This is a genomic window from Streptomyces dioscori (assembly GCF_003024195.1).
Lineage (GTDB): Bacteria > Actinomycetota > Actinomycetes > Streptomycetales > Streptomycetaceae > Streptomyces > Streptomyces dioscori.
The window spans coordinates 521,110-545,640 of record NZ_KZ679039.1 but is presented as its reverse complement, the minus strand read 5'-3'; the positions used below and the strand labels follow the sequence as shown (position 1 = coordinate 545,640).

Genomic DNA, 24,531 nt, shown 5'->3' with positions numbered 1-24,531 from the left:
TCGTCGGTCACTCGTCGAGGACCGGGTAGAACTGACCGACCCGGCCCTTGTTCATTCCGAGTACGTAGTCGACCCCGTCGACCTTTCCGGTCATCTGGTACATGCCCTTGCTGCCCTTCTCCAGCAGCCTGTCCCGGTTCTGCTTCATCACCTGGCCGATCGCACCCTGCACATCGCCTACGCTCATCTTCGAATCGAAGAACGACTGCTGCTTCTTCGTCGAGCCGTCCCAGTACTTCGGGTGGTGACGCGTGAGGATGTGCTGCATTCCCTTCTTGTCGAGAAGGAAGGTCTCGTTCGCGAACTTGAACTGTTTGCTGTTCCAGTTCCGGAGTGCGGGAAGGCAGCCACCGCTGTTGTGGACGAGAACCGGGGTCGAACCGGCCAGCACATAGTACGTGTGCAGGTCGGCGACGGTGAGATTGTAGGTGCGGGCGTGATCCGTGTACGCGCGGTTGGCCGTGACGGTGACGGTGTCGCCCTCGTCGGTGCGCAGGGTCGTCCCCGGGCCGAGGTCTCCGGCGTCGACCCAGTCCTGCTGGGACGGTGACCAGAAGGGGTGCTCGAAGGTCGCCGTCAGGTGCTCGACGCCGTCGTCGGTCGCTATGGACAGTTCGTTGAAGTGCTTGTCCTCCTCGGTGACGATCAGCCGGACGACCCTCCGGGAACCCGTCTCGCCGGTTTCCGGATCAGTGGCGAGGACCTCGTCGCCGATCTCGACGTCCTCGATGTCCTTGGTCGAACCGTCGGCCATCTCGACATCCGTACCCGCGAGGAAGCACTGGGTGCAGTCAGCCTTGGGCTTCGGCGCCGAAGGCTTGTTCTTCTTGAACAGGTTCTTCAGGAACGTCCTGATCCCGCCGGCACCGAAGAGCGAGGCCGCCTCGGTGAAGTCCTTGCCCGCGTCGTAGTTCTTGCTGTTGGAGTCGACGCCCTGATTCTCGGTGAACTCCTTGTAGTCGTCGTTGACACCGCAGTTGCCGCCGCCGCCCCAGCACCACGGTTCGGTGGCGTACTCGAGCCCGTCCAGGCTCTCGGTGATGGCGTCTCCGATGCCGCCCAAAATGTCCTTGAAGCTGCCTTCCGCCCGTGGGTCCTCCGGCTCCTGACTGTCACAGATGCCGTAATTCCGCTTCACGAGCGGGCAGGAGTCGGCGCCGCTGGACGCCGAGGCGTAGTTGGCGCTGCCCATGGTGGACATGCCGCCCGAGTTGGAGCTCTGACTCGACCGCCACCGCAGGTAGTTCATCACCGCGACGACAGCCCGGACGATGGCTTGGATCAGGGCCACGAGCGCACCGAAGAACTTGCCGTCCGGGTCCGCGAAGGTCACCGGGTTGTTGTTGCTGTAGGCATAACCGTTGATCTGTTGCGGATCGGTGAGGTCGGCCACCGGGTCGACGCTGACGAAACGCCCGGTGGACGCGTCGTACTCACGCGCGCCGAGGTGGGTGAGTCCGGTGGGGTCCTCGGTTCCGCCGACGAAGCCACGCTCGCCGACCCAAGCACCGGCAGCCTGCCCCCTGTCCTCGCCGAACGGTGTCATCTGACGCCGGGTGACGGCCTGGGTGGCTGCGTCGACCTGCACGGTCGCCGTTCCGTTGTGGTCGCTCGAGACCCACGTCAGCGCGGCCGCCGTGCGTACCGCGACGGTCTGGCCGCCGTGGCTGTAGTAACGCGTCGCCTCGACCTTGCCGCTCGTTCTGCCGAGCCGCAGCTCGGTCTCCCCCAGGTAGAGCGTGGTACCGGTGCCGTCCCGCCGAATGAGCCGGCTGCCGTCGGCGTCGTTGAGGAACTCGGTGGTCGTCCTGTCGGCCTCGGTGACCTTTTCGAGCCGACCCTCCGTGTTCCAGTCGAGATCCTGCGTCTCTCCGCCGATCGTGCGGGTATCGGTGTTGCCTGCCTGGTCGTAGGTGTAGCCGGTGCTGCCGGCGATCGTGCCGTCGGCCTTCTTGGTCTCGGTGGACGCGAGGGCGTGCGGACGCGGTTGGGCGGGAGTCCTGTAGGTGTACGAGGTGGTGGCGCCGGTGACCTGGTCCGTGGCCGTCTCGCGGTTGCCCGCGCTGTCGTAGGTGAACGACTGCCAGTACCGTCCCGGTCCGCCCACGTTGGCCTTGGCCGGCTCGGTGGCGCAGTCGATGGTCGTCGTCCAGGCGGACTTCAGACGGCGGTGTCCGTCGTAGGTGAAGCACTGCCGGTCGGTGGGACTGACGGCCCTGTCCTCGATCTCGACGGGGTTCCCGGCGAGGTCGTAGCGGTAGTGGACGTCGGCGTCCGTTCCCGTGTGCGACTCGGAGACGACGTTCTGCCGCGCGAGGCGCTTGGTTCCGTCCTGATAACTCCGGTTGATCTCCGTCCAGTTCGCGGAGGACGAGACTCCGAGGGTGACCCGGATCTGCTCGCCTGCGGGCAGGTAGTCGGTGTTCTGGACGATGCCCGTCAGACCCTTGAGCGTGTCCGGCTGCCGCTGCCCTGTGTAGCCGTACTCCAGGACCTCCTGGCCCAGTCCGCCCATCGCGGGGATGGTCCGCTTCTGCAGGGTGCCGTCGATGTTGTAGGCGTTCGCGATGGTCCACACACCGGTGGCGCCCGCCAGGGCCCCCTCGGTCTTGCTGACCGTGTACTGCTCGCTCAGCAGGCGGTAGAGCTTGTCGTACTTGGCATTGGTTTTCGCGTAGACGCTGCCGCCCTTGCCGCCCACGTAACGGATGGCGGAGGTCGGCTGTCCCTTGGCGATGGTGTCGTACGTCCAGCGCGCCAGATACTTGGCGTCCTCGGGCGCCGGCTTCCCGTCGACGACGGGGACCCCACCGTCCAGCTGGCCGGTGGTGCGGCCGAGCGGGTCGTAGGTGTAGCCGAGTGTCTTCTTCCTGGCGTCCGTCGTACCGACGACCTGGTCCAGCTCGTCGTAGTCGACGGAACTCGCGCCGGCGTCGGGATCGCCGGTATCGGTCCTGCGCCCCAGGAAGTCGTAGCCGTACGTCCAGGTGTTGGAGTCGTCGTCCTTGACCTGGGTGAGCCGTCCCGCGTGGTCGTAGCCGTAGGTCAGGCGCGTGAACCGGCTGCTCACCGCGTTGCCGTCGTACTCCAGCTTCTCGACCGTACGGCCCCGGGTGTCGACCTTCTCCCGGACGGCGGGAGCCCCGGCGGGCGGCTCCACCAGCGTGGAATCACCGTCGTAGGTGTGCTTGGTGCGCGAGAACTCCTTGCCGTTGGTGAGCACCTTCTCGACGGTCACCCGGCCCGCGCCGTCAAATGTCGTCTCGGTGCCGGCCGGTGCCGAGGTGAGCAGTGTGGCGAGCTTGCCGGACGGACCGGTGGTGTCGACGTAGTCGGCCGCGGTCTCGAACGCCAGGCCTCGCGTGTCGTACTTGGTCTCCGTCACGATCCGGCCGGTGCCGCTCGCGTCGGGCGACTGCGTCTGACGGGGCCTGAGCAGGGCGTCGTAGATCTGGTACGAGGTCTGGTAGCTCGTCCCGTCATTGTTGAGCGAGTGCGTGGCCACCCACGATGCCGCGGTGTTCTGCACCTTGTACCGGAACTTGTAACTCGGCGTCTGCTGCGCGTCCCGGTCCCGGTCGGCGAGCCACACGTCGGTGAGTTGTCCGAAACTGTCGTACGCGAGCTCCGTGCGATTGTCGTTGGGGTCGATCGTGGCGGTGCGCACGCCCCAGTCGGGGGCGTACTCCGTGATGGTGGCGTGGTCGAGCGCGTTGGTCTCGACGGTCCTGGTCAGCGGACCGCCCCCGGCCGGGGTGTACTCGGTGTGTGCGACACGAACGCCCCTGGTGTCGTGGACGTCGGTGACCCGGCCGAGCGCGTCGTACTTGGTGTCGCTGACGGTCTGCAGCTGGGCCGTGGCACCGTTGTAGCCGACGACGCGCTCCACCTTGGTCGCGTCACCCTTCGTGGGCGCCTTCCCGTGGGCCTGGTCGTCGTAGGAGGTCCGCACGTCCGAGATCACATCCGTGGTCTTCGGGTCCCCCGTCCGCTTCGGCGTCGCGTCGCATCCGGTGGACACCTTCTCCACCCGCTCGGGCGGCGACAGGATCCAGTCCGTCGTGTTGGCCGCGTACTCCGTGACCGTGCAGTCCTTCTCCCCCGCCGCGTCCGTCTCCTCCTTCAGCGGCAGGCCGCTGGTCGGGTCGTACGTCGTCGCCTTGGTGGCCGTCAGTTCGCCGCCGCCCGAGAGCGCGGTGCGGGTGACCGAGGAACCGGTGCGGACCATGTACGCGTTGACGGTTCCGTAGGAATGCTTGTCGGTGGCGGTGGTGCGGGACCACGGCGTGCTGAGGGTCGCGGTCACCTCGCCGCCGTCCACTCCGTTGTAGGTGATCTGCTCCCGCGCCTGCCCCGCGTACTGCTCCGAGTCCGTCTTCGCGACGCCCTTGGAGTCGGTGACGGTCTCCTTGCGGGTGCTGCCGTCGGACTGCTTGTCGCCGTCCATGCCGCGGTAGTAGAGGGTGGTCGTCCTCGACCGGGTGCCCGAGGGTTCCCCGGTCGTCGTCGTCACCTTCTGGTAGCCGCGCCAGATGCCCCACGTCCGGTACTTGGCCGGGGTGATCGGCGACTCGTCGTCGTACGCCCAAGCGCCGCCGCCCGAGTACGTGTAGTCCGTCTGCTTCAGCGGGGCGTCACCGGTCGGGTCGGACTCCGTGACCTGCGTGACGACGTACTTGTGGAACCAGTCGGTGCGCGGCTGGGGGTCCGTGCCGGGGGTGGGGTTGGACGGCGGGATCCACTTCACCGGGTAGCAGCGTCGGGTGTTCGCGTCCAGTTTGGAGGGGACGTCGCTGCCTGCGACGCAGTCCTCCTTGGAGTAGTTCACCGTCAGTTTGGAGCCGGTCTCCGAAACGACCGTGCGCACACGCCACTTGATGAAGGGCGCGACGTCATCACCCGTCCTGTCCACACGGTTGTGCAGCTGGACGCCGCTGAACTTCACCGCGGGCAGGGAGGCGTCCGTGCCCGCCTTGCCCGTTCGCTGGATCGATTCCAGCCACAGGCCCGCGTCCGATCCGTCCCCGGGGTCGGGGAACGACTGGTCCAGGTGCCAGGCATTGACGCTGCGGTAGTCGGTGTCCGCGCCGGTGCCGGAGCCGTCGTACACCTGGGTGGTGATGTCGGTCAGCCGCTTGCGGCTGAAGAATGAGGGGCTGGGCTGGTCGGTGCAGGTGGTGTCCGCCTTGCAGATCTGGTCGAACGGGACGTCCGGCCAGGCGTTGCGGTTGGCGGAGGTCAGCGAGCCGCAGGTCTCGCCGCCGGACACCGGGACGCAACGCTCGGCGACCGTGAACTTCACGCGGGCGGCGGCCGGCTGGGTCGTCGAGTAGACCGTGTCGGTGCGCTGGCCGTAGTCGATGCGCTTGAGCCAGCCGCCCCGGACGTACTCGGTGCCCTTGCCGGTGGAGCCGTTCTTGGCGTAGTGGTTCAGTTCCTTCTCGTACCAGTACGTCATCACGTTGCCGTGCGGATCCACGACGTAGTCGAGGTTCCAGCGCCAGGCCTGTGTCTTGGCTCGCCCCGAGAAGGCGTCACCGGAGGAGTAGCCGGGCTCACCGGAGTCGTCGCCGTACACCGGGGCGGTCCACACCGAATTGGTCTCGGCCTTGCCGGAGCTCCAGCCGGGCAGACGGTTCTTGCCGAAGACATACTGCGTTCCGTCGGTCGAGGTGACCGTCCAGAACTCGCCCTTGTCGCCGGTGTCCCCGTCGTCGCCGTTGACGGCGCCGGTGTCATGGGCGACGCGCTCGCCGTCGTCGCTCTTGGGCCGCCACTTGCCGTCCTCCTTCACGAGCGGCGTCGATTTGCCGTTGAGGACGAGGGAGGCGTTGTCCTCCTTCCAGCACTGGTCGTACTTCTTGTCCTGGCCGTCGTCCTCACAACTGCCGTACGCGCGCTCGACGTAGGACACGGGGAGGTCGAAGCCCTCGCCTGCCCAGGACGGCTGCGCGGAGGTGGAGGAGGTGCGGCCGTCCACACTCTGCGCGGAGTAGCCGATGGACAGGTTCGGCGACGGTCCCGCCGGAGTGGGCGGGGCCTCCAGCGGATAGTTCCAGGTGAAGTCACCGTTCGAACCTCCGGCCGACCAGGTGGAGGAAGCCGCCAGCGGGGTGGCCTCGTAGCTGCCCTGGTCGGAGGACGCGGCGGCGGACAGCGCGAGGACGGTACGAGCGGACTTCGGGGCGGTGACCTGCGCGGTCACCGTCTCGTTCTCGGCGTCGTTCTCCGAGGCGACCGGTTCGGTCTTGCGGCAGGCCGCCTTCTCCGGGGTGGTGAGGGCGCACTCGGGCAGCCGGACCAGCCGCAGTCTGGAGGACCAGTTACCGCTGTACGCGTCGGCGAAGGAGCTGTAGTCGACCGTGGTGGCGGCCTTGCCTTCGCTGATTCCGGAGACCGCGAAGACGAGTCCCTCGATGCCGAGTTCTGTGGTGGTGCCGCGGCCGAGTATGCGCACTTCGGCTTTGCCGGTGGCGTCGCCCGCGGCGGCGGACCGCTTCGTCCGGGCCGCCTCGGGCATGTCGACCTTCACGGCGGCCGCGGTCGGCCACTTCACTGTGCGTTCGGTCTTGGCCCGGGTCTTTCGGGCGGCGGCCACCGTCGGATCGTGGAGCTTGGTGGACTCGGGGTCGAAGGGCTCTGCCCGGCCGTATCTGGCCTTCTGCAGGGCGCTGTGCTCGCGGTCGTCGGCGGCCTGCGCCGGCACGGCGCTGAGCAGACCGGCGACGACCACAGTGGACAGAGGGAGGACAACAGCCGTCAGCCGGCGACGGCCTGCCCTGGCCCATGCCCATCTTCTGGGCAGCACTGAGCTGTGCTTGGACAACACGTGGGAGTTCTCCGGATTCTGAAGAGAGGGCGTCTGAGAAGGACGCCGGGAAAACCTTGAGAGCGGGGTGTGCGGGGCGCCCGGCCCCGCACACCACCGTGAAGTGATCAGATGCGGTCGCTGTTGCTACTCGACCGGCACCGGCGGTTCGTCCACCGTGGACAGTTGCGTGATCTCTGCTTCGGAGAGCACCCCGGCGTAGACCCTCAGGTCGTCGAGCTGTCCGGGCAGGGCGTTGCCCCACTCGCCGTTGTCGTGGCGGCGCGATCCGCCGACCATCAGAGGGCCGGTCGGCTGGAACGTCTCCTCGCTGAGGACCCCGTCCTCGTCACCCTGCCGCTGACCGGAGACGTAGAGCTTGACCGATCGGTTCACCGAGTCGAACACGCCCACGACGTGCACCCAGCCGCCGGGTGAGTTGACCTCGTCCGACGCCACAGCAGCGGCAGGTCCGCCGACCACGTCCGTTCCGTACCGCCCGAAGTTCCAGTCGCCGACGGACTCGCCCGCTTCCTGGCGGTACCAGAGCCGGAAGGAGTTGCGCTGGGCCCCCGGATGTGCGAACACGGTCGGCGAGTACGCGGTCGTGGTGTCGTCGAGAACGCCGTCACCGATGTTCACCCAGCCGGCGACCGTGTAGCTGCCCGACTCGTCGAGTGCCACGGGCGAGGTGGCCCGCCCCAGTTTGTCCGCGTCGAGCGCGAGAACGCTGCCGTGGGCCGGGTCATCGGTCGGAGCGAAGGCCGCCCCTGTCTGCAGTTGCAGCACGTTTCCGCGGCCGGACGCGTCCACCGCGGTGGTGCCGGAGGCCTCGTCGAGCGCCCAGTTGGCGAGCAGGGCGGCCTCGCTGTGGCCCGTCGCGGGGTTCTCGGCGTTCGCGATGGGTTCCAGTTCGTTCTCGAAGACCACCCGGTTCCATGCCTGGACCTGGTCGAGGTCGCCCTCGAAGTAGTCCGTGAAGCCTCCGGCAGCCTTCATCCGGCCCACCTCGAACGAGCCCTTGGCCGCCCACGGAGTCGTGAACTCCGTGCTCGCCTGGAGCCGTCCGTTGACGTAGAACCGGATCTCCTTGCTGTTCTGGTCGTACACGCCCATCAGATGGGTCCAGGCACCGACGACCGGCGGTTTCGTCGACTGGGCGCGGGTGATGACCGGGCTGTCGACGTCGGCCGAGTACCGGTTGAAGACCCAGCGGTCCAGCGACTGCGAGTAGTAGATCTGGAAGCTGCCCGCCCGCGAGCCGCTCTGGGTGACCACGGTGGAGATGTGGTTCTTCGCGGTCAGCCGCGCCCAGGCGGAGACGGTGAAACTGTTCGTGGTGTCGAGGACGGAAGTGGCAGTGGTACCGGAGACGCTGCTGCCGTTGCCGCGCAGGCCACCACCGAGCCGGGCCCTGTCGGTCCAGGCCGTCGAGGAGCTGAGCGTCAGCGGCCTGTCCTTGCCGGAGCTGTCCTCCGCGGTCTGTCCGGTCCCGTCGTCGAGTTTCCATCCAGCCACCGGATCCGAGCCCTTGGCCACCTTGAACAGGTAGTCGTAGGTGGCGCCCGCGTTGCCCGCTCCGTCGAAGGTCTGCACCCGCAGTGTGTTGGTCAGCCGCTTGTCGGGCGCGGCCTCGATCTCGTACGCCGGGGTGTTGGCCGTGAAGGTCTTGCTGCCCAGCTTCACGCCGTTGAGCCACCAGTCGTACCGGCGCACATCACTCGCTCCCGTCACCTGGAAGGCGGCGGTCATGCCGACGCTGCCGCGCTCGGGGTCGGCACTGTCGCAGGTCGCGCCCGCGCACTCCGGGTACACGCTCGAACTGACCTTCGGTGCCGGCGGGCCCTTGGAGTCGACCTTGAAGTAGCAGTGGCTCGACCACGGCCCGAACAGGGAGTGCGTGTCGCCCTTGTAGGTGTACTTGTACTCGGTCCTGGCGCGGAACTTGTAGGTGACTCCGTCGTCCAACGCCGCCGTGGGAACCGTGCCCGCCGTGCCACTGTCCGTCCAGGTGGACGGCTTCAGCGAGGTCTCCGTCGTGCTGCTGCCCTTGTAGAGCTCGAAGTTGGGGCGCAGCGAGGAGTTGGAGGCATCGCTCGACGTCGGCGTCGCGGTCAGCCGGGGTGTCTTGTCGCGGATCAGCGCCGGGGAGGAAGAAGCCGAGCAGGAGACCTTCGGGTCGGACATCTTCACGGCCGACGGCTTGGCGTTCGGCGGCGTGACGTAGGTGATCGAAAGGCGCGGCTTGCGGGAGGCCGTGGCATCGGAGTCGAGCGGGGACATGAACTGCTTCCACGCGATCGGGTCGCCTTCGTCAGCGCGCAGCCCGAGTGTGGTGAGCGTGTCCTTCGCCTTCGCGGTGTACGCGACGGCCGACGTGGCGTCGAACTCGATGTCGCCGTCGGGACAGCTGGCCGAGTGGCCCTTCGCCGCCGAGACGGTGTCGACCTTCGCGTGCCACTTCGGCGGGTTGCTCCACGTCGTGGATCCGGAGATCTTGCTCGTGCGGTAGAGGTCGATGTTCTTCTTGTCGCAGTTCGCGGACCAGATCGCGTACGGCGTGAAGGTGGCGCCCAGGATCTTCTTGCCGGCCACTTTGCGGGTGTCGAACTGGAAGAGGGAGCGCGCCTTCTTGTTGTCCACGTAGGCGTCGTAGCCGACGCCGAGTGCGTGCTTGGTCTTCCAGAAGCTGGTACCGGGTGAGCTGGACCACAGGGTGGTCCAGCTCGTCAAGCTGGCCTTGACCGCCGGTGGGTCGAGGACGACAGGAAAGGTGGTGGTGCTGTCGGCCAGGAACTTCTGGTCCGGAACGATGGACAGGGCGTCGTCGGTCATGTCCGTCTCCATGACGGCAGTGCGGGAACTGGCGCTCGCACCGAGGGACTCGGCGACGGCCGCCGCGCTTCTCGCAGCACTCGAAGCGGTCGTCCTGACCGTGGTCCGGGGACCGCCGGCATCCCACATCAGCGCCGAGCCACTGGAGACGACCGCGTGTCCGGCGTCGTCGACGAACGTGGCCGTGCCGGTCCCGTCCGCGCGCACGGACAGCCCGCGGCTCTCGACCGGGAACACCACCCTCTGCAGAGCCGGGTTCGCCGCGGCCTCACGCGAGTGGAGCACCAGGTGGTACGTGAACCCGTCCGGATGGGCCTGCACAGCGAGGTCCACGTCCGGGAGCACCGAGCGATAGACGGCCGACGATCCGTCGACCTCCGGTTTCGGCAGCGTCCATGGGGACGAGACCGCGTACTCCTTGTCGCCGGTCACCAGCCGAGCCAGCGGTGCGTCCTTCCCGCCACCGGACAGCCGGACGTCCTCCGCCGCACGTGGCACGAGACTGCCGTCCGGCCGCTGGACCAGGGTGGTGTCGATCCCGGTCCACAGGCCGTTCTTCCGCACCCTCTCGGGCGATGTCGCGGCCTCGGCCGTGAACGTGCCGTCGGGGTTCGCGACGACGCGGCTGGTCCCTGTGGTCAACTCGCCCACCTCGACGGCCTTGCCCGAACCGACGGCCTCTTGTGACGCCTTCTGCTCGGCGCCTGCGACAGGCAGGACGTCGTCCTCCCAGAACGCCTTGCCTCGCGCGACCTCGTCGGCCGTTGCCCGAACGGCCGTCCCGCCAGCGGCCGCTCCGTCCGCGGCCACCGCCCCCGTTGTTGTCGCTTCGACCGGAACAACGGCCAAAGTCAGCGCTGCGGAAACGACGGTCATCGCTCCGCGCAGCGTTCTTCTGCGACTGGTTCGCCGCACTCTTCCCCCCGCGTTCTTTAATTTTTAATGAGAATTTCTTGGTCGAATGGAGAGTATCGATCACAACCAGGCACCTGCGCACTCAAGTTGTTCACACTTAGATCACAAGTGGTCACTCAAGACACAAAAGTGTGAGTTAACTCGGGTAACACCCCAGGTCGCAGAAGTACCCACAGACCGACCAGCCAGTTTGTCAAAACCCTCGCGCCCCTCGGCTACCTGCGAGTAACGTGCGTCCACGCTCCACCCCCCGCTCCCTGCGGTCCACATCGGACCCGAGCCACGCAAGGAGAACCGGGATGTCCTACGACACGTCCCCGTCGTATCCCGTTCCACCGCACCGTCCGCCCCACCAACCGCCGTACAACTCCTCGCAGTCCTACTCCACCTACCCCTGGGCGCCGTCGCAGCAGCAGCCGGAACCCGGATCCGACGGGCCGCACCGTCACCGGCACGGCGCGCTCGGACAGCACAGCGACATCCGGGTGCTGCGTTCCGCGTACCGGCTGCAGCGGCGGGTCGCGACCCTGACCGCGCTCGGCTACTTCACGCTGTTCCTCGTCCTGTCGGCGACCGCGCCCTCGCTGATGACGAGCGAGGTGACCGACGGCCTCACCGTCGGGCTGCTCCTCGGCCTGATCCAGGTGCCCGTCACCGGCGCCGCGATCGGACTGTACGAGTACACCGCCCGCAGGACCGTCGACCCGATCGCCGAGCGGCTCAGAAAACAGGCCGACCTGGACACCAAGCGCGCGGAGGCACACCGGTGACCGGCTTCAGCAACTCCGCCCAGGCGATGTCCCTGGTGGCGTTCACCGTCGTGGCCACCATCACCCTGCTGCTCTGCGTGATGACCGGCCCCGACCGCGACGACCTCGACGAGTTCTACACCGGCTACGGCAGCCTCTCCCCCATGCGCAACGGCCTCGCCATCGCCGGTGACTACATCTCCGCCGCCACCGTCCTCGGCACCGGCGGCGTGATCGCGCTCTTCGGGCACGACGGGGTCGTACTCGCCCTGAGCACCGCCCTGTCCCTCATGCTCCTGATGTTCCTGCTGGCCGAACCCCTGCGCAACGCGGGCCGGTTCACCATGGGCGACGCCCTGGCCCGGCGGATGCCCGGCCGGGCGGTGCGGATCGCGGCGTGCGCGGCGACGCTGACCGCACTGCTCCCGCTGATGCTCGTGCAACTCGCCGGAACCGGCGATCTGCTCGCCTTCATCCTCGGCTTCTCCAGCGAGGGCCTGAAGACGGGCTGCATCATCGGCCTCGGCATCCTGATGATCAGCTACGCGGCGATCGGCGGTATGAAGGGCACCGCGCTCATCCAGATCCTGAAGATCGTGATGCTGCTCGGCTCCGGCGCCGTCGTCGCCCTGCTCATCCTCAACAGGTTCGACTGGAGCCTGGGCGACCTCTTCGGCCAGGCGGCGCAGAACAGCGGGGCCGGGTCCGCCTTCCTCAGCTCCGGCCTGCAGTTCTCGACCGGACCCAGCCCACGGCTCGACATGATCAGCGCCCAGCTCACGGTGGTACTGGGCGGGGCCTGTCTGCCGCACATCACCATGCGCATGTACACGGCGGGCAGCGCCCGTCAGGTGCGCCGCTCGATGTCCTGGGCGGTACCGGCCGTGGCCCTGTTCGTCCTCGTCATCACGGTCGTCGGCTTCGGCGCGACGGCACTGATCGGGCGCGAGGCCATCGCCGGCGCGGACCCGCAGGGCAACACGGCGTATCTGCTGGGCTCCCGGGCCGCGTTCGGGACGGACGTCTCCACCGCGGAGACGTTTCTCTTCACCACCGTCACCGCGGCGCTCTTCCTCACGCTGCTCGCCTCCGTCGCCGGCATGATCCTCGCCTGCGCCAACTCCCTCGCCCACGACGTCTTCGCGCACCGCAAGGCACCTCTCACGCCGCGCCGCGAGATGACACTGGCGCGGGCGTCGGCCGCGGCCGTCGGCATTCCGGCGATCGTGCTGGCCACGCTCGTCCAGCACCACAGCCTGCAGCCGCTGGTCACGCTGTCGTTCTGCCTGGGCGCCTCGGCGATCGCGCCCGCGCTGGTCTACAGCCTGTTCTGGCGGCGGTACACCCGGGGCGGGCTGCTGTGCACGCTCATCGGCGGCTCGCTCGGCACGCTGATCCTGATGACCGGTACGAATCTGGTGTCCGGGTCGCCCATCTCGGCGTTCCCGGACCACGACTTCACGTGGTTCCCGTTCACCACGACCGGCATCGTCTCCATCCCCCTGGGCTTCGCCCTCGGCTGGCTCGGCACGGTCGCCTCGGGGCGGCGGGCGGGGGAGGAACACCGGCGCCGGTACGAGGCGGTGGAGGGCTGGATCCTGGCGGGCGCCGCACGTAAGGAGTGACCTCCGGCGGGGGCGGGCCCAAAGGATTGCGCAGTTCCCCGCGCCCCTAGGGGTGTGCGGGTGGGTGGGGGCTGAGCGCGCCGTTCCCCGCGACCCTAGGGGGCGAGGGCGAAGCCCCGCCTTCAGGGGCGCGGGGAACTGCGCGGCCAACCCCCACCGGCCCGCACCCTCAGGGGCGCGGGGAACTGCGCAATCCTTTGGGCCCGCCCCCGCCACCCCGCACACGACCACCCCCGCGAGGGACTACTCCGCCGTCGCCCGCCCCGTCAGCGCAGCGAGACTGCTGCGGACATGGTCCATGTGCGCCTGCACCTCGTCCCACTGCTCGCCGTGCTCCCGCAGGACCCGTTCCGTCTCGCGGGCCACCCGGTCCTCCTGGATCCGGGCCTCCGCGAGGAGTTCCGCCGCGCGGGCGTCCGCGTCCTCCTGGAGGTGGCGCGCAGACTCCTGCGCGGAGCCCAGCTCCCGCCCCGCCGCGGCCACGTCCGCCTCCGCGCGCGCGACAAGCTCCTCGTGGCGCGCGTCGAACGCGGCCTCCCGCTCGGCGGCCTCGCATCCGGCCCGCTCCCAGCGCTCGGCGTGCTCCTTCTCCTGCTCGGCGACGAGGCTCTCCCCGCGCCGCCGCGTCTCGCGCAGCGCGGCGAGCGCCTCGCCGCGCCCTTCCTTCACCTCGCGCCGCGCGGAGATCCGCATCTCGTCGGCCTCGGCCTGCGCGGCCAGCAGCCGGTGCCGGGCCCGTTCGTCGGCCTCGGCGCGCATCTCGTCCGCGTCCGCCCGCGCGGCCTCGCGTACCCGTTCGGCCGTCGCGCGCGCCTCGTCCACGGTCCGGCGCGCCTGCCGCACCGCGTCCTCGCGCAGTTCCGCGGCCTCCTCCTCGCCCAGCTCGAAGAGCCGCCGGGCCCGGTCGCCCAGCGTCTCGTACGTCTGGGGGGCGAGCGATGCCACGACCTCGCGCAGTCGCAGCGCCTCGGACTCCATCTCCCTGGCGAGCACGGTCAGCCGCGCGGCCCGCTCCCAGGCGGCGTCGCGCCCCGCCGAGAGCTCCGCGGCGTACGCGTCGACCTGGGCGGGGCGGTACCCCCGCCCCCGTACGGCCTCGAAGCACTGGGACGGGCCCGAGGACACCGACGACACCGATGAGCTGCTCATGCCGCTCATCTTGGTGGATCAGACGGAAGTGTTCATAACGCGACACTCCGCGCATTCCGCCGCCCGGCTGGGGGCGGATTCAGTGACGGTCCGTCAGAGCAGGCCGTCCCACATCTGCTCCAGCAGCACCGACCACCAGCTCTCCGGTGACCCGAGGGCCGCCGGGTCGATCGCGGCCAACTGCGCCTGGAAATCGACGGTCCAGCGCCCTGCCTGCTCCTGGTTGAGTCCGAAGCGAAGCCGCCACATACGGCCCAGCAGCGCGAGGCTGCGCGCGAACTCGGGCAGCCCCGTGTTCACGAACTGCGGCGGTACGGGAGCACCGCCGGGACCCGCCTCCACCGGCACGGCCACGATGTTCGCGGTCCCGTACTGGACGCAGATCGCCTTGCCGAAGTCACTGCCCATGACGAGGTACGAGCCCGCGTCGGCGCCCGGCTGGATGCCACGCTCCTGCGCCAGTTCGGCGAGCGTGGGCACCGGACGGCCCGGCTGGGCCTGCGCCCAGAAGAACGGGTTCATGTCGACGGGCAGCCCGGCCACCACCAGGGTGTGCGCCACGATCGGCGGTACGCCCTGCCGGGACACCGCCGCCTGGTCGAACCGGAACAGACCGGGCCCGAAGGCCGCCGCCAGCTCCTGCCCGATGGCCTCCGGCGGGATCGGCGGCGCGGACTGCACCGGCGGCAACGGCGCCCGTACCGGTCCGGGCCGCGCCGGACCGTCCGCGACTTGGTGCAACTCACCCTGGTGCGCGAGCAGTTGGGCCATGCCCTGCTGACGGCTCGCATGGTCGGTGCCGTACGAGGCGATGCTCGTGATCCGTGCCTGCGGCCAGCTCTCCCGGATCATCCGCGCGCAGTAGGCGCCCGGCAGTTCGCAGGACTCAAGCTCCGTGTGCAGTTCGAGCACCTGCTGCGGCGGCACGTTCATCGCCCGCAGCTCGTGCAGGATCTGCCATTCCGGGTGCGGGGTGCCGGGCGCGGACCGCCGGATCAGCTGCTGTTCGCTGCCGTCCTGGGCGCGGTAGCGCAGCACCGCCTGGTAGCCGGGGCCGACCGTGGGCTGTCCCTGCTGCGGGTAGCCGTAGGCCGGGGGCTGCTGACCGGGACCGGGCTGTCCGGGCATCGGCTGGCCCGGGAAGGGCTGCTGCTGTCCCGGGAACGGCGGCCGGCCGGCCAGGTGCGGGGCGGGCGGCGGCGTTCCCGGACCGCCGGGAGGCATACCGGGCGCGGGGGGCGGCGGCGGAGCCGTACCGGGCCCGCCGACCGGCGGACCGGCCAGCATGGTCGCGGCATGGTGCACACCACCGGGCGGCGTACCACCCGGGGTGCCGGAACCACCCGGAGCGCCGGGGGCACCCGGGGCACCGGGCACACCCGGAGCGCCGGGAGGCTGCGGAGCACCCGGACCGCCGACCGCGGGCCCGGCCAGCACCGTCGCGGCATGGTGCACACCACCGGAACCACCCGAGCCGCCGGGAGAACCAGGAGCGCCCGGGGAGTTGGGCGCACCGGGGGCGCCCGGAGGCTGCGGAGCACCCGGGCCCCCGGGCCCCCCGGAACCACCCGGACCGGCCTGCCCACCCGGCGCCTCCGGCCCGTCCGGGCCGAGCTGCGAGACGAACTGCGTCGGTACGTATCCACCGGCCGGCACACCCGGCGCACCGGGCCCGGACGCCGGAGCGGGACCGCCCGGCCGCGCTCCCGGCGTACCGGGCGCCCCGGGAGGCGGCGGCGTACCGGGCGCGTTCGCACCCCGCGCGCCACGCGGCGGGCCCTGCGCCTTGCTGGTCGCCGCGTCCGCGATGTCACCGGCGCCCGGCGGCAGCGGCCGGCCCGGCGCACTCGGAGCGGGCGGCGGCTGCGGAGTGCCCTGCGGGTAGCCGTACGAGGGCGCGCCCGGAGGAGGCGTACCCGGAGGGGGCGTACCCGGCCCGGCGTTCTGCGGATGGCCGTACGAGGAGGGCCCGTCCGGCGCCGCACCGGGCGGCGCCGGGTCGTCGAGGGCGGGCGAGACACTCGTGCGCGGCAGCCGGCTGCCGCCCGAGATCAGCTTGGTCCTGGCCTCGGGCTCGGCCTCGGGCGGCGTACCACCGGGTCCGACATCGCGGATCTGCGGCGCGTACACCGTCGCCGGCAGCGGCACGGAACGGTCGTCCCCCGCCTCGGCGTTGGTGTCGGTCCCGGCCCACGGGGTCGCGTCGGCGGGCACGGGGGCAGCACCGGAGGCGCTCCCTCCGGCGGCGGGCCACGCCGTGCCACCGCTCGGAGCGGCGGGCTCCGGCGAACCGGCGGGCGGCCCAGGCAGCGTCTCGGGCAGCGAACCCACAAATCCGCCAGGAGCGGCAGGGGCGGCAGGAGCTGAAGGAGCTGCGGGAATCGCGTCGGACGGCGGAACCGCGTCGACCGGAGAAGCGCCATGGGCGGCGGGAACCGCGTCACTGACCTCGGCGGCGGGCCGCGACCCGGCGCCGTCCGACGGCCGGCCCGCGGCCCCGCCGGACGTGGCGTCCCGGCGGTCCGGGATTCCCATCCGGTCCGCGGCCTCCTGCAGCCACTCCGGCGGAGTCAGCAGGAACGACGTCTGGTTGAGGTCCACACGCGCGGGCGGCGCGGGCGCCGGATCGGGCACCCCCGCCGACACGCCGTACTCCTCCTCGTACCGGCGGATCACCTCGCCCACCGGCAGCGAGGGCCACAGGGTGGCCTCCCCGCTGTCGCGCGCGATGACGAGCCGCTGGGCGCCGCCGTCGGAACGCGGGCCCTCGGCCCGGTCCTCCGCCCACACCACGAAGCCGAGTTCGAACTCCCGGACCCGCACCTCTCGGTGCTGGTAGCCGGGCACGTCTGCGTTGATCCATTCCTCGGCGCGTTCCTGCGCCTGCGCGAAGGTCACCATCGGACGCTCACTCCCCCACCGAAGAGACGGCGGACACCGGTACCGCCGTCGCGAAACCGCCGTCCACCATCAGGTTCGCCACCGTCTCCAGCTCGGGCGGATTGCCCGCGAGCCGGGACAGGAACTGATCGAAGTCGTCACCACAGGGCAGCAGCAGCCGCTGTACGCGCTCCGCGGGCGGCCACTCGTCCTGGTCACGGGCGTCGTCGAACGCGCAGAACCACACCGAGCCGATCCGGTCGCCCTTCACCTTCACCGCGAGCAGCCCGCCCTGCACGAAACCGACTCCCAGGTAGTCCTTGGTGAGATGGTCCCGCAGGCACTTGTTGACATAGACGAGGTCGTTGACGGCGGCCTCGTCGCGCACCGTGAAGAACGGCTGGTCGACCAGCAGCCCCAGCTCCGCGTCCAGCGCGGCTCCCACCGGCGCACATCCGCCGGCGGCCTTCAGGAAGGAACGGTACGCCCCGGGCAGCCGGTAGCCGAGGTCCTCCTCGACGCCCTGCACCTGCTGCTCGGTCACGGCGACCGACGCCTTCGGCAGCCCGAAGTGCGCGGGGCGGGTCTCCTGCAGCGGCCGGGTGCCGCGCTTGTCCTGGTCGACCAGCGCGGTGGCGAGCCCGCCGTGGTGCCGCAGCAGCGCCTTCACCTCGACCGGCACCAGCTCCAGCCGGCGCGTGCGCGGCACGTGGTGCCATGTCCAGCCGTGCGGAGTCGCCACCGCCGGGATCGTGTCCCACAGATCATGGCCGGAAGCCGCCAGGGCTGCGTTCGCCGACACGTAGTCGGTCAGCCGCAGCTCGTCGACACCGAACCCCTCGGGCGGTTCGGCGATCTCCGCGGCCGCACGTGCGTAGAACGAGAAGTCGGGGTAACCGACCTCGTCCACACGTACCCCTCTCGGGTGACGTGCCGCCCGCACCGGATCCGGGAAGTGCACGACCTGCCCGGCATAGGCCGCGTTCGGCGGCGCGGCCTGTTGCCCGAGCCGACCTGTCGTCATGGCGGTTGCCCCCTGCGGCGTAATGAAGGTTCGCGGATGTCGACAGCCTATGCGGTGCGGCGACACCGGTCACCGGGCCTCCTGTTCCATACCGGCCAAGGGCCCTCCGGTTCCGTGACCTGCCGTCATCGAGCCGTGACGGTGAGACGAAGACCGCGCGTGTCGCACCGCCCCAGCTTCCGCACCAGCCCCGGAGTTTGGCACTCTGTCGGAGCACCGGGGGATGCGGTAAGGGGAGGAAACAGGACGATGAGCGCAACACACATGGGTACCTCCGGGGATCCGCGGGTCGGCTGGAGCAGCAGCGAGGCGCCCGCCGCGCCGGTCCTGCTGCACCGGCGCGACGGCATACTCCCGACCATCGCCGCCGCCCTCTCCGTACGGGGCGCCACCCTCACCGGCACCGCGGGCCGCGGCGACCAGCCACCACCCCTGCACCCCCTCGTACGGGACTTCCTCGACACCCTCACCAGCGGCCAGCGCGACCGGTTCACCGGCCGCTGCGCCGAGGCGATCCTCATCTCCCGCCATCTCGCCACCGCCGACGCCGCCCGCTCCAAACGCGCCATCCGAAAACCCATGACCAACGGCGAGGCCAGAAAATCCCTCAAGCAGGCCAAACTCACCGCCCGCCGCATCCGCGAGGACGGCGACCCGCTGCACGGCAGCTTCGCGCAGCCCTGCCGCGCCTGCACCGCGCTCAGCGCCCACTTCGGCGTACGCATCGTCGACCCGACCACCCAGGAGAAGTGACGGCGCACCCACCACCGACAGCGGCCCCCGACCCGCACGAAGGCGCCGCCGACACCACCAGAAACAGCCGACCGGAACACCGCACCACCACACGGCGGCTCAGACCGATCGCGAAGGGCAGATGCACACCGACCGCACCGCCGCCACCTCGACCACCCGCTTCTCAGTCCAGGTCGACGCCTCGCTGCGCGACGCCGGATGGCAACCGGGCCGCTGGGACATAAAGCAGGCCGAGTTCTGGGCCGACGCCCTGCGCGGCCACGAGTCCCCCGCGGGGCACCGCCACGCCGTGTTCCCGGCGGCGGTGGAGGCATGGGCGGAGTTCGGCGGGCTGCGCGTCAGCACGGCCGAGGCGGGCCGCCAGATCGCCTCGTCCCCCCTGCACCTTGACCCCCTGCACGGCCTCCACATGGCCCGCACCCTCGCCGACCTCGGCAGGGCCCTGGACACCGAGGTCGCCCCCCTCGGCGAGGAGACCGACAGCAGAGCGCTGCTCGCCATCGACACGGAGGGCCGCGTGTACACCCTGGACCACACGGGCGACTGGTACCTCGGCGCCGACATCGACCAGGCCCTGGCCACCCTCATCGCGGGCCGGGAACCGGTACGCCTGACCGCCGGCTGAACCGGCACCACCGCCCGTCCGGGCTCAGCCCCCGGCCGGAATGACCGCCGACACCCGGAACCCGCCCGCGTCCGTCGGCCCGGACACGAACACCCCGCCGAGCCCGACGACCCGCTCCTTCATCCCCAGCAGGCCGTTCCCTCCACTGGGCAGCCTGGCGTCGGACGCGGCCCCCGGCTCCGGCGGCGGACCGTTCTCCACCTGCATCGCGATCTCCGCGCCCCGGTGCGCCAGCCGCACCCGGGTCTTCGCGCCCGCCGCGTGCTTGTGGACGTTCGTCAGCGCCTCCTGCACCACGCGGTACGCGGTCTGCTCCACCATCGCCGCGTACACCCGCGTCTCCCCCTCCACGGAGAGGTCGACGACCATGCCCGCGGCGGCGGACTGCCCCACCAGCTCGTCGAGATCGTCCAGACAGGGACCGTCCGACTCCTCCTCGGCGGTCCGGGACGCGGCGGCAGCGGCGGCGGCTGCCGCCCCCACGGCCGCCAGCGGCACGGCCTGCACCGGCGCGGAGCCGTATCCCGCACCCCGCGCCGACCCGTCGCCCGTCCGCAGGACGCCCAGCATCTCGCGCAGTTCGGTCAGCGCCTGGCGGCCCATGTCCCCCACCAGCGAGGCGTTCTTCACGGCCTTCTCGGGATCCTTGCGGGCCACCGCCTGCAGCGCCGCCGCGTGCACCACCATCAGACTCACCCGGTGCGCGACCACGTCGTGCATCTCCCGGGCGATCCGGGTCCGCTCCTCGTTGCGCGCCCACTCCGCCCGCTCCTCGGCCCGCTCCGCCAGCAGCTGCAACTCCCGCTCCAGGGAGTCGGCCCGCTCCCGCAGGCTCTCCATCAGCCGCCGCCGCGCCCCCACGTACAGCCCGAGCAGTACGGGCGGTGCCGTCATCCCGAGCGAGGTCGTGATGGACACGAAGGGCACGAACCAGTCCCCCAGCGCCACATCGCCGCGCACCATCCCCTGGTGCGCCCGCACATACGTGACGATGAGCATCCCCACCATCGACATCCCGGCCAGCGCCCCGATGATCCGCCTCGGCAACTCGGACGCCGCCAGCGTGTACAGCCCGACGAGCCCCATCAGGAACCCCATCTGGGCCGGCGTGATCGCGATCGACACCAGGACGACGGCGATCGGCCACCGTCGCCGGAACAGCAGCATCGCCCCCGCGACGGCCCCGAACAGCATCCCCACGGGGACCGGCACCCCCGCCGCCTCCGCGAACGGAAAACCCTCTGTCGCACACTCCACGGACGACACCAGCGCGAGTCCCCCGTCGAGCACCGCACTGCGCCACCTCGCCCACCACCACGGCCCCGCCAAGGCCGCGGTGTGGTCTTCCCCCGTCGTGGTCATGACTCCAGCCTACGGTCGCGCCCCGCCCCTTTTCCGGTGAGTTTCCCGTACTGGCCTACACCACTCCCCGTAATCGAACAGAAGCGAAACGGCCCGTTATCCCTCGAACTGCTGAATCGCTCGCCGTTCGAGACCGGACCCGTGATCCACTTGCCCCCGGTGCGCCGATCCGTACCGTCGCATCGAAGGGCCTTGGTACGGCATAGTGTTGGGTGCCAACTCGACGGCCGACCATATGTCCGGCTCACGTCGGTTTCCATCCCCCGTGGTGTAATTGGCAGCACTGTGGCTTTTGGTGCCATCTGTCCGGGTTCAAGTCCTGGCGGGGGAGCTGTGGACACCCGGGCCCTGACAGCACTGTCAGGGCCCGCTCTCATGTCGCTCCTGAAACGCCCCGGTATCCTGCGGATGTCCGCACCCCAGACACCAGTAGCCGAAAGGCATATCCGTGAGCGCCAACCTTCCCCAAGCTCTCGGCTCCGGAGCAGGGGAGACCCCACCCGCAGCCGTCGTCGTTCTCGCAGCGGGTGAGGGCACCCGTATGAAGTCGGCCACACCCAAGGTCCTGCACGAGCTCTGCGGCCGTTCCCTCGTCGGCCATGTGCTCGCCGCGGCGGGCGAGTTGGGACCCGAGAACCTGGTCGTCGTCGTGGGTCACGCCCGCGAGAAGGTCACCGACCACCTCGCCACGACCGCCCCGGGCGTCCGGACCGCCGTACAGGCCGAGCAGAACGGCACGGGGCACGCCGTACGGATGGGCCTCGAAGAGCTGGGCGGCGTCGTCGACGGCACCGTCGTGGTCGTCTGCGGCGACACCCCCCTGCTCACCGGCGCGACCCTCCGCAAGCTCGCCGCGACCCACACCGGCGACGGCAACGCGGTCACCGTGCTGACCGCCGAGGTGCCGGACGCCACCGGCTACGGCCGGATCGTCCGCGACAGCGCCTCGGGCGCGGTGACGGCGATCGTCGAGCACAAGGACGCCTCCGACTCCCAGCGCGCGATCCGTGAGATCAACTCCGGTGTCTTCGCGTTCGACGGGCAGCTCCTCGCGGACGCGCTCGGCAAGGTCCGTACCGACAACAGCCAGGGCGAGGAGTACCTCACGGACGTCCTCGGCATCCTGCGCGAGGCCGGGCACCGCGTCGGCGCCGCCGTGTCGGACGACCACCGCGAGATCGCCGGCATCAACAACCGCGTGCAGCTCGCGGAAGCGCGCCGCATCCTCAACGACCGGCTGCTGCGGGACGCGATGCTCGCCGGCGTGACCGTCGTCGACCCGGCCTCCACGTGGGTCGACGTCACCGTCACCTTCGAGCAGGACGCGATCGTGCACCCGGGCACGCAGCTCCAGGGCGCCACGCACCTGGGCGAGGGCGCCGAAGTCGGCCCCAACACCCGCCTGAACGACACCACGGTGGGCGCCGGCGCCCGCGTCGACAACACCGTCTCGAACGGCGCGGAGATCGGCCCCCAGGCGAACGTGGGCCCCTTCGCGTATCTCCGCCCCGGTACCCGCCTCGGTCTGAAGGCCAAGGTGGGTACGTATGTGGAGACGAAGAACGCCACCGTCGGCGAGGGCACGAAGATCCCGCACCTCTCCTACGTGGGTGACGCGACGATCGGCGAGTACTCGAACATCGGTGCCGCCAGCGTCTTCGTGAACTACGACGGCGAGGCCAAGCACCACACGACGGTCGGCTCACACTGCAAGACGGGTTCGGACAACATGTTTGTGGCTCCTGTCACCATCGGGGACGGCGCCTACACCGCGGCCGGCTCCGTGATCACGAAGGACGTACCGCCCGGTTCGCTGGCCGTGGCCCGTGGCCAGCAACGGAATATCGAGGGCTGGGTGGCCCGCAAGCGTCCGGGCAGCGCTGCCGCGAAGGCGGCGGAGGCGTCGTCCCGGGAGGCCGGCGGCGAAAGCTGACCGGAAAAGGTCGGGTCTGACTCGGGCTACCGTGATAGACGCACACCCGCACATCCAGCTGAGACCGCACCTGAGAACTCGACTCATCTCGACATCCAGCTGAGACACCTCTGAGGAGACAGTGCTGTGACCGGGATCAAGACGACCGGCGAGAAGAAGATGATGTTCTTCTCCGGCCGCGCCCACCCCGAGCTTGCCGAGGAGGTCGCCCACCAGTTGGGTGTCGGGGTCGTTCCGACGAAGGCCTTCGATTTCGCCAACGGTGAGATCTACGTCCGCTACGAGGAGTCGGCCCGCGGCGCCGACTGCTTCCTGATCCAGAGCCACACCGCGCCGATCAACAAGTGGATCATGGAACAGCTGATCATGATCGACGCTCTGAAGCGGGCCTCCGCCCGGAGCATCACCGTGATCATGCCGTTCTACGGTTACGCGCGCCAGGACAAGAAGCACCGTGGGCGTGAACCGATCTCGGCACGTCTGGTCGCCGACATGATGAAGACGGCCGGTGCGGACCGCCTCCTGACGGTCGACCTGCACACCGACCAGATCCAGGGCTTCTTCGACGGCCCGGTGGACCACCTGTTCGCGCTGCCGCTGCTCGCGGACTACGTGGGCCACAAGGTGGACCGCTCGAAGCTCACGGTCGTGTCCCCGGACGCCGGCCGGGTGCGGGTGGCCGACCGCTGGTGCGACCGCCTCGGCGCGCCGCTGGCGATCGTCCACAAGCGCCGCGACAAGGACGTCGCCAACCAGGTGACCGTCCACGAGGTCGTGGGTGACGTCGAGGGCCGCGTCTGCGTCCTGGTCGACGACATGATCGACACCGGTGGCACGATCTGCGCAGCGGCGGACGCCCTGTTCGCGCACGGCGCGGAGGACGTCATCGTGACGGCGACGCACGGTGTGCTGTCGGGCCCGGCGGCGGACCGTCTGATGGCCTCGAAGGTCAGCGAGTTCGTCTTCACGGACACCCTGCCCACCCCGGGTGAGCTGGAGCTGGACAAAATCACGGTCCTGTCGATCGCGCCGACCATCGCGAACGCGGTCCGCGAGGTCTTCGAGGACGGTTCGGTGACGAGCCTCTTCGACGAGTAGTCGAGGACCCTTCTAGATCGATTTCTTGTACGGCCTCCCCGCCGCGTAAGCTGTCACAGTTGCTCGGCGAGGGAGGCCGCACTCTTTGGTGCGGCGGTCCGTTATCGACGCGCTCTTCGTAGCAGGCCGATGGTTCGGCCGGGTGACTTCCTTTCCCTGGCTTCCCTGTTCTACGAGGAGTGACCATGTCCGAGGTCAAGATCGCCGCTGAGACCCGCACCGAGTTCGGCAAGGGTGCCGCGCGCCGCATCCGCCGTGAGAGCAAGGTTCCCGCGGTCGTGTACGGCCACGGCGGCGACCCGGTCCACATCACGCTGCCGGGCCACGAGCTGCAGCTCGCCCTGCGTACCGCCAACGTCCTGCTGACCCTGGACATCGAGGGCAAGACCCAGCTCGCGATCCCGAAGGCCGTCCAGCGTGACGCCATCAAGGGCTTCCTTGAGCACGTCGACCTGCTCCTCGTGAAGAGCGGCGAGAAGGTCAACGTCGAGGTCTACGTGCACACCGAGGGCGACCTGGCCCCCGGCGCGTTCCTCCTTGAGCACGTGCTCAGCACGCTGACCGTCGAGGCCGAGGCCACGCACATCCCCGAGTCGGTCACCGTCTCCATCGAGGGCCTTGAGGCCGGCGCGTCCATCCTCGCGAAGGACATCCCGCTGCCCGAGGGCACCACGCTGGCCATCGACGAGGACGCGGTCGTGCTGCAGGTCCTGGCCGCCCAGGCCGAGGAGGCCGACGACTCGGCCGCCGAGTCCACCGAGGCCTGATCCCGCAC

General features: G+C 70.0%; 13 protein-coding genes and 1 tRNA gene. 8 read left to right on the top strand and 6 right to left on the bottom strand.

All coding sequences use genetic code 11. The features are described 5' to 3' along the window. Positions 1-7: 7 nt before the first annotated feature. On the bottom strand, positions 8-6,742 hold the full coding sequence (locus tag C6Y14_RS07065) for a polymorphic toxin-type HINT domain-containing protein (protein ID WP_450152388.1): 6,735 nt from the start codon (positions 6,740-6,742) through the stop codon (positions 8-10). A 213-nt stretch (positions 6,743-6,955) separates the two neighbouring features. Then, positions 6,956-10,453 (bottom strand): LamG-like jellyroll fold domain-containing protein, encoded by a 3,498-nt coding sequence (locus tag C6Y14_RS07060; RefSeq protein ID WP_225890936.1) that lies wholly within the window; start codon positions 10,451-10,453, stop codon positions 6,956-6,958. Positions 10,454-10,857: 404 nt separating this feature from the next. Here C6Y14_RS07060 and C6Y14_RS07055 point away from each other — a divergent pair, with 404 nt between their 5' ends. Together C6Y14_RS07055 and C6Y14_RS07050 are read left to right on the top strand one after the other, a co-directional pair. Beyond that, positions 10,858-11,328 (top strand): DUF485 domain-containing protein, encoded by a 471-nt coding sequence (locus C6Y14_RS07055; RefSeq protein ID WP_107015624.1) that lies wholly within the window; start codon positions 10,858-10,860, stop codon positions 11,326-11,328. 26 nt (positions 11,329-11,354) lie between these two features. Further along, positions 11,355-12,932 (top strand): sodium/solute symporter, encoded by a 1,578-nt coding sequence (locus C6Y14_RS07050; protein WP_107015839.1) that lies wholly within the window; start codon positions 11,355-11,357, stop codon positions 12,930-12,932. A gap of 243 nt (positions 12,933-13,175) precedes the next feature. Here the strand turns inward: C6Y14_RS07050 and C6Y14_RS07045 are convergent, their stop codons facing one another. The 3 genes from C6Y14_RS07045 to C6Y14_RS07035 all read right to left on the bottom strand — a co-directional run bounded on the left by C6Y14_RS07045 (position 13,176) and on the right by C6Y14_RS07035 (position 17,985). Beyond that, complete coding sequence (locus C6Y14_RS07045; RefSeq protein ID WP_107015623.1) at positions 13,176-14,081, bottom strand: coiled-coil domain-containing protein; 906 nt, start codon at positions 14,079-14,081, stop codon at positions 13,176-13,178. Positions 14,082-14,174: 93 nt separating this feature from the next. Next, positions 14,175-16,982: an SUKH-4 family immunity protein gene (locus C6Y14_RS07040; protein ID WP_107015622.1), complete on the bottom strand. Its 2,808-nt coding sequence runs from the start codon at positions 16,980-16,982 to the stop codon at positions 14,175-14,177. A 7-nt stretch (positions 16,983-16,989) separates the two neighbouring features. After that, positions 16,990-17,985, bottom strand: a complete 996-nt coding sequence (locus C6Y14_RS07035; RefSeq protein ID WP_107015621.1) for an SMI1/KNR4 family protein — start codon at positions 17,983-17,985, stop codon at positions 16,990-16,992. 249 nt (positions 17,986-18,234) lie between these two features. Here C6Y14_RS07035 and C6Y14_RS07030 point away from each other — a divergent pair, with 249 nt between their 5' ends. Together C6Y14_RS07030 and C6Y14_RS07025 are read left to right on the top strand one after the other, a co-directional pair. Continuing rightward, positions 18,235-18,738, top strand: coding sequence for a YwqJ-related putative deaminase (locus tag C6Y14_RS07030; RefSeq protein ID WP_107015620.1), 504 nt, complete (start codon positions 18,235-18,237; stop codon positions 18,736-18,738). Between the two features lie 121 nt (positions 18,739-18,859). Beyond that, positions 18,860-19,363 (top strand): SUKH-3 domain-containing protein, encoded by a 504-nt coding sequence (locus C6Y14_RS07025; RefSeq protein ID WP_107015619.1) that lies wholly within the window; start codon positions 18,860-18,862, stop codon positions 19,361-19,363. Between the two features lie 24 nt (positions 19,364-19,387). Here C6Y14_RS07025 and C6Y14_RS07020 read toward each other — a convergent pair whose 3' ends face one another. Continuing rightward, complete coding sequence (locus C6Y14_RS07020) at positions 19,388-20,725, bottom strand: sensor histidine kinase (RefSeq protein WP_107015618.1); 1,338 nt, start codon at positions 20,723-20,725, stop codon at positions 19,388-19,390. A 259-nt stretch (positions 20,726-20,984) separates the two neighbouring features. Here C6Y14_RS07020 and C6Y14_RS07015 point away from each other — a divergent pair. From C6Y14_RS07015 to C6Y14_RS07000, 4 genes are all read left to right on the top strand, one after another. Further along, positions 20,985-21,056 (top strand) — tRNA-Gln (locus C6Y14_RS07015). Between the two features lie 117 nt (positions 21,057-21,173). After that, positions 21,174-22,658 carry a bifunctional UDP-N-acetylglucosamine diphosphorylase/glucosamine-1-phosphate N-acetyltransferase GlmU gene (gene glmU / locus C6Y14_RS07010; RefSeq protein ID WP_107015617.1) on the top strand — a complete coding sequence of 495 codons (1,485 nt, stop codon included), beginning with the start codon at positions 21,174-21,176 and terminating at the stop codon, positions 22,656-22,658. Between the two features lie 126 nt (positions 22,659-22,784). Further along, complete coding sequence (locus C6Y14_RS07005) at positions 22,785-23,756, top strand: ribose-phosphate diphosphokinase (protein ID WP_107015616.1); 972 nt, start codon at positions 22,785-22,787, stop codon at positions 23,754-23,756. Between the two features lie 185 nt (positions 23,757-23,941). Then, positions 23,942-24,523, top strand: a complete 582-nt coding sequence (locus C6Y14_RS07000; RefSeq protein ID WP_107015615.1) for a 50S ribosomal protein L25/general stress protein Ctc — start codon at positions 23,942-23,944, stop codon at positions 24,521-24,523. Positions 24,524-24,531 lie beyond the last annotated feature (8 nt).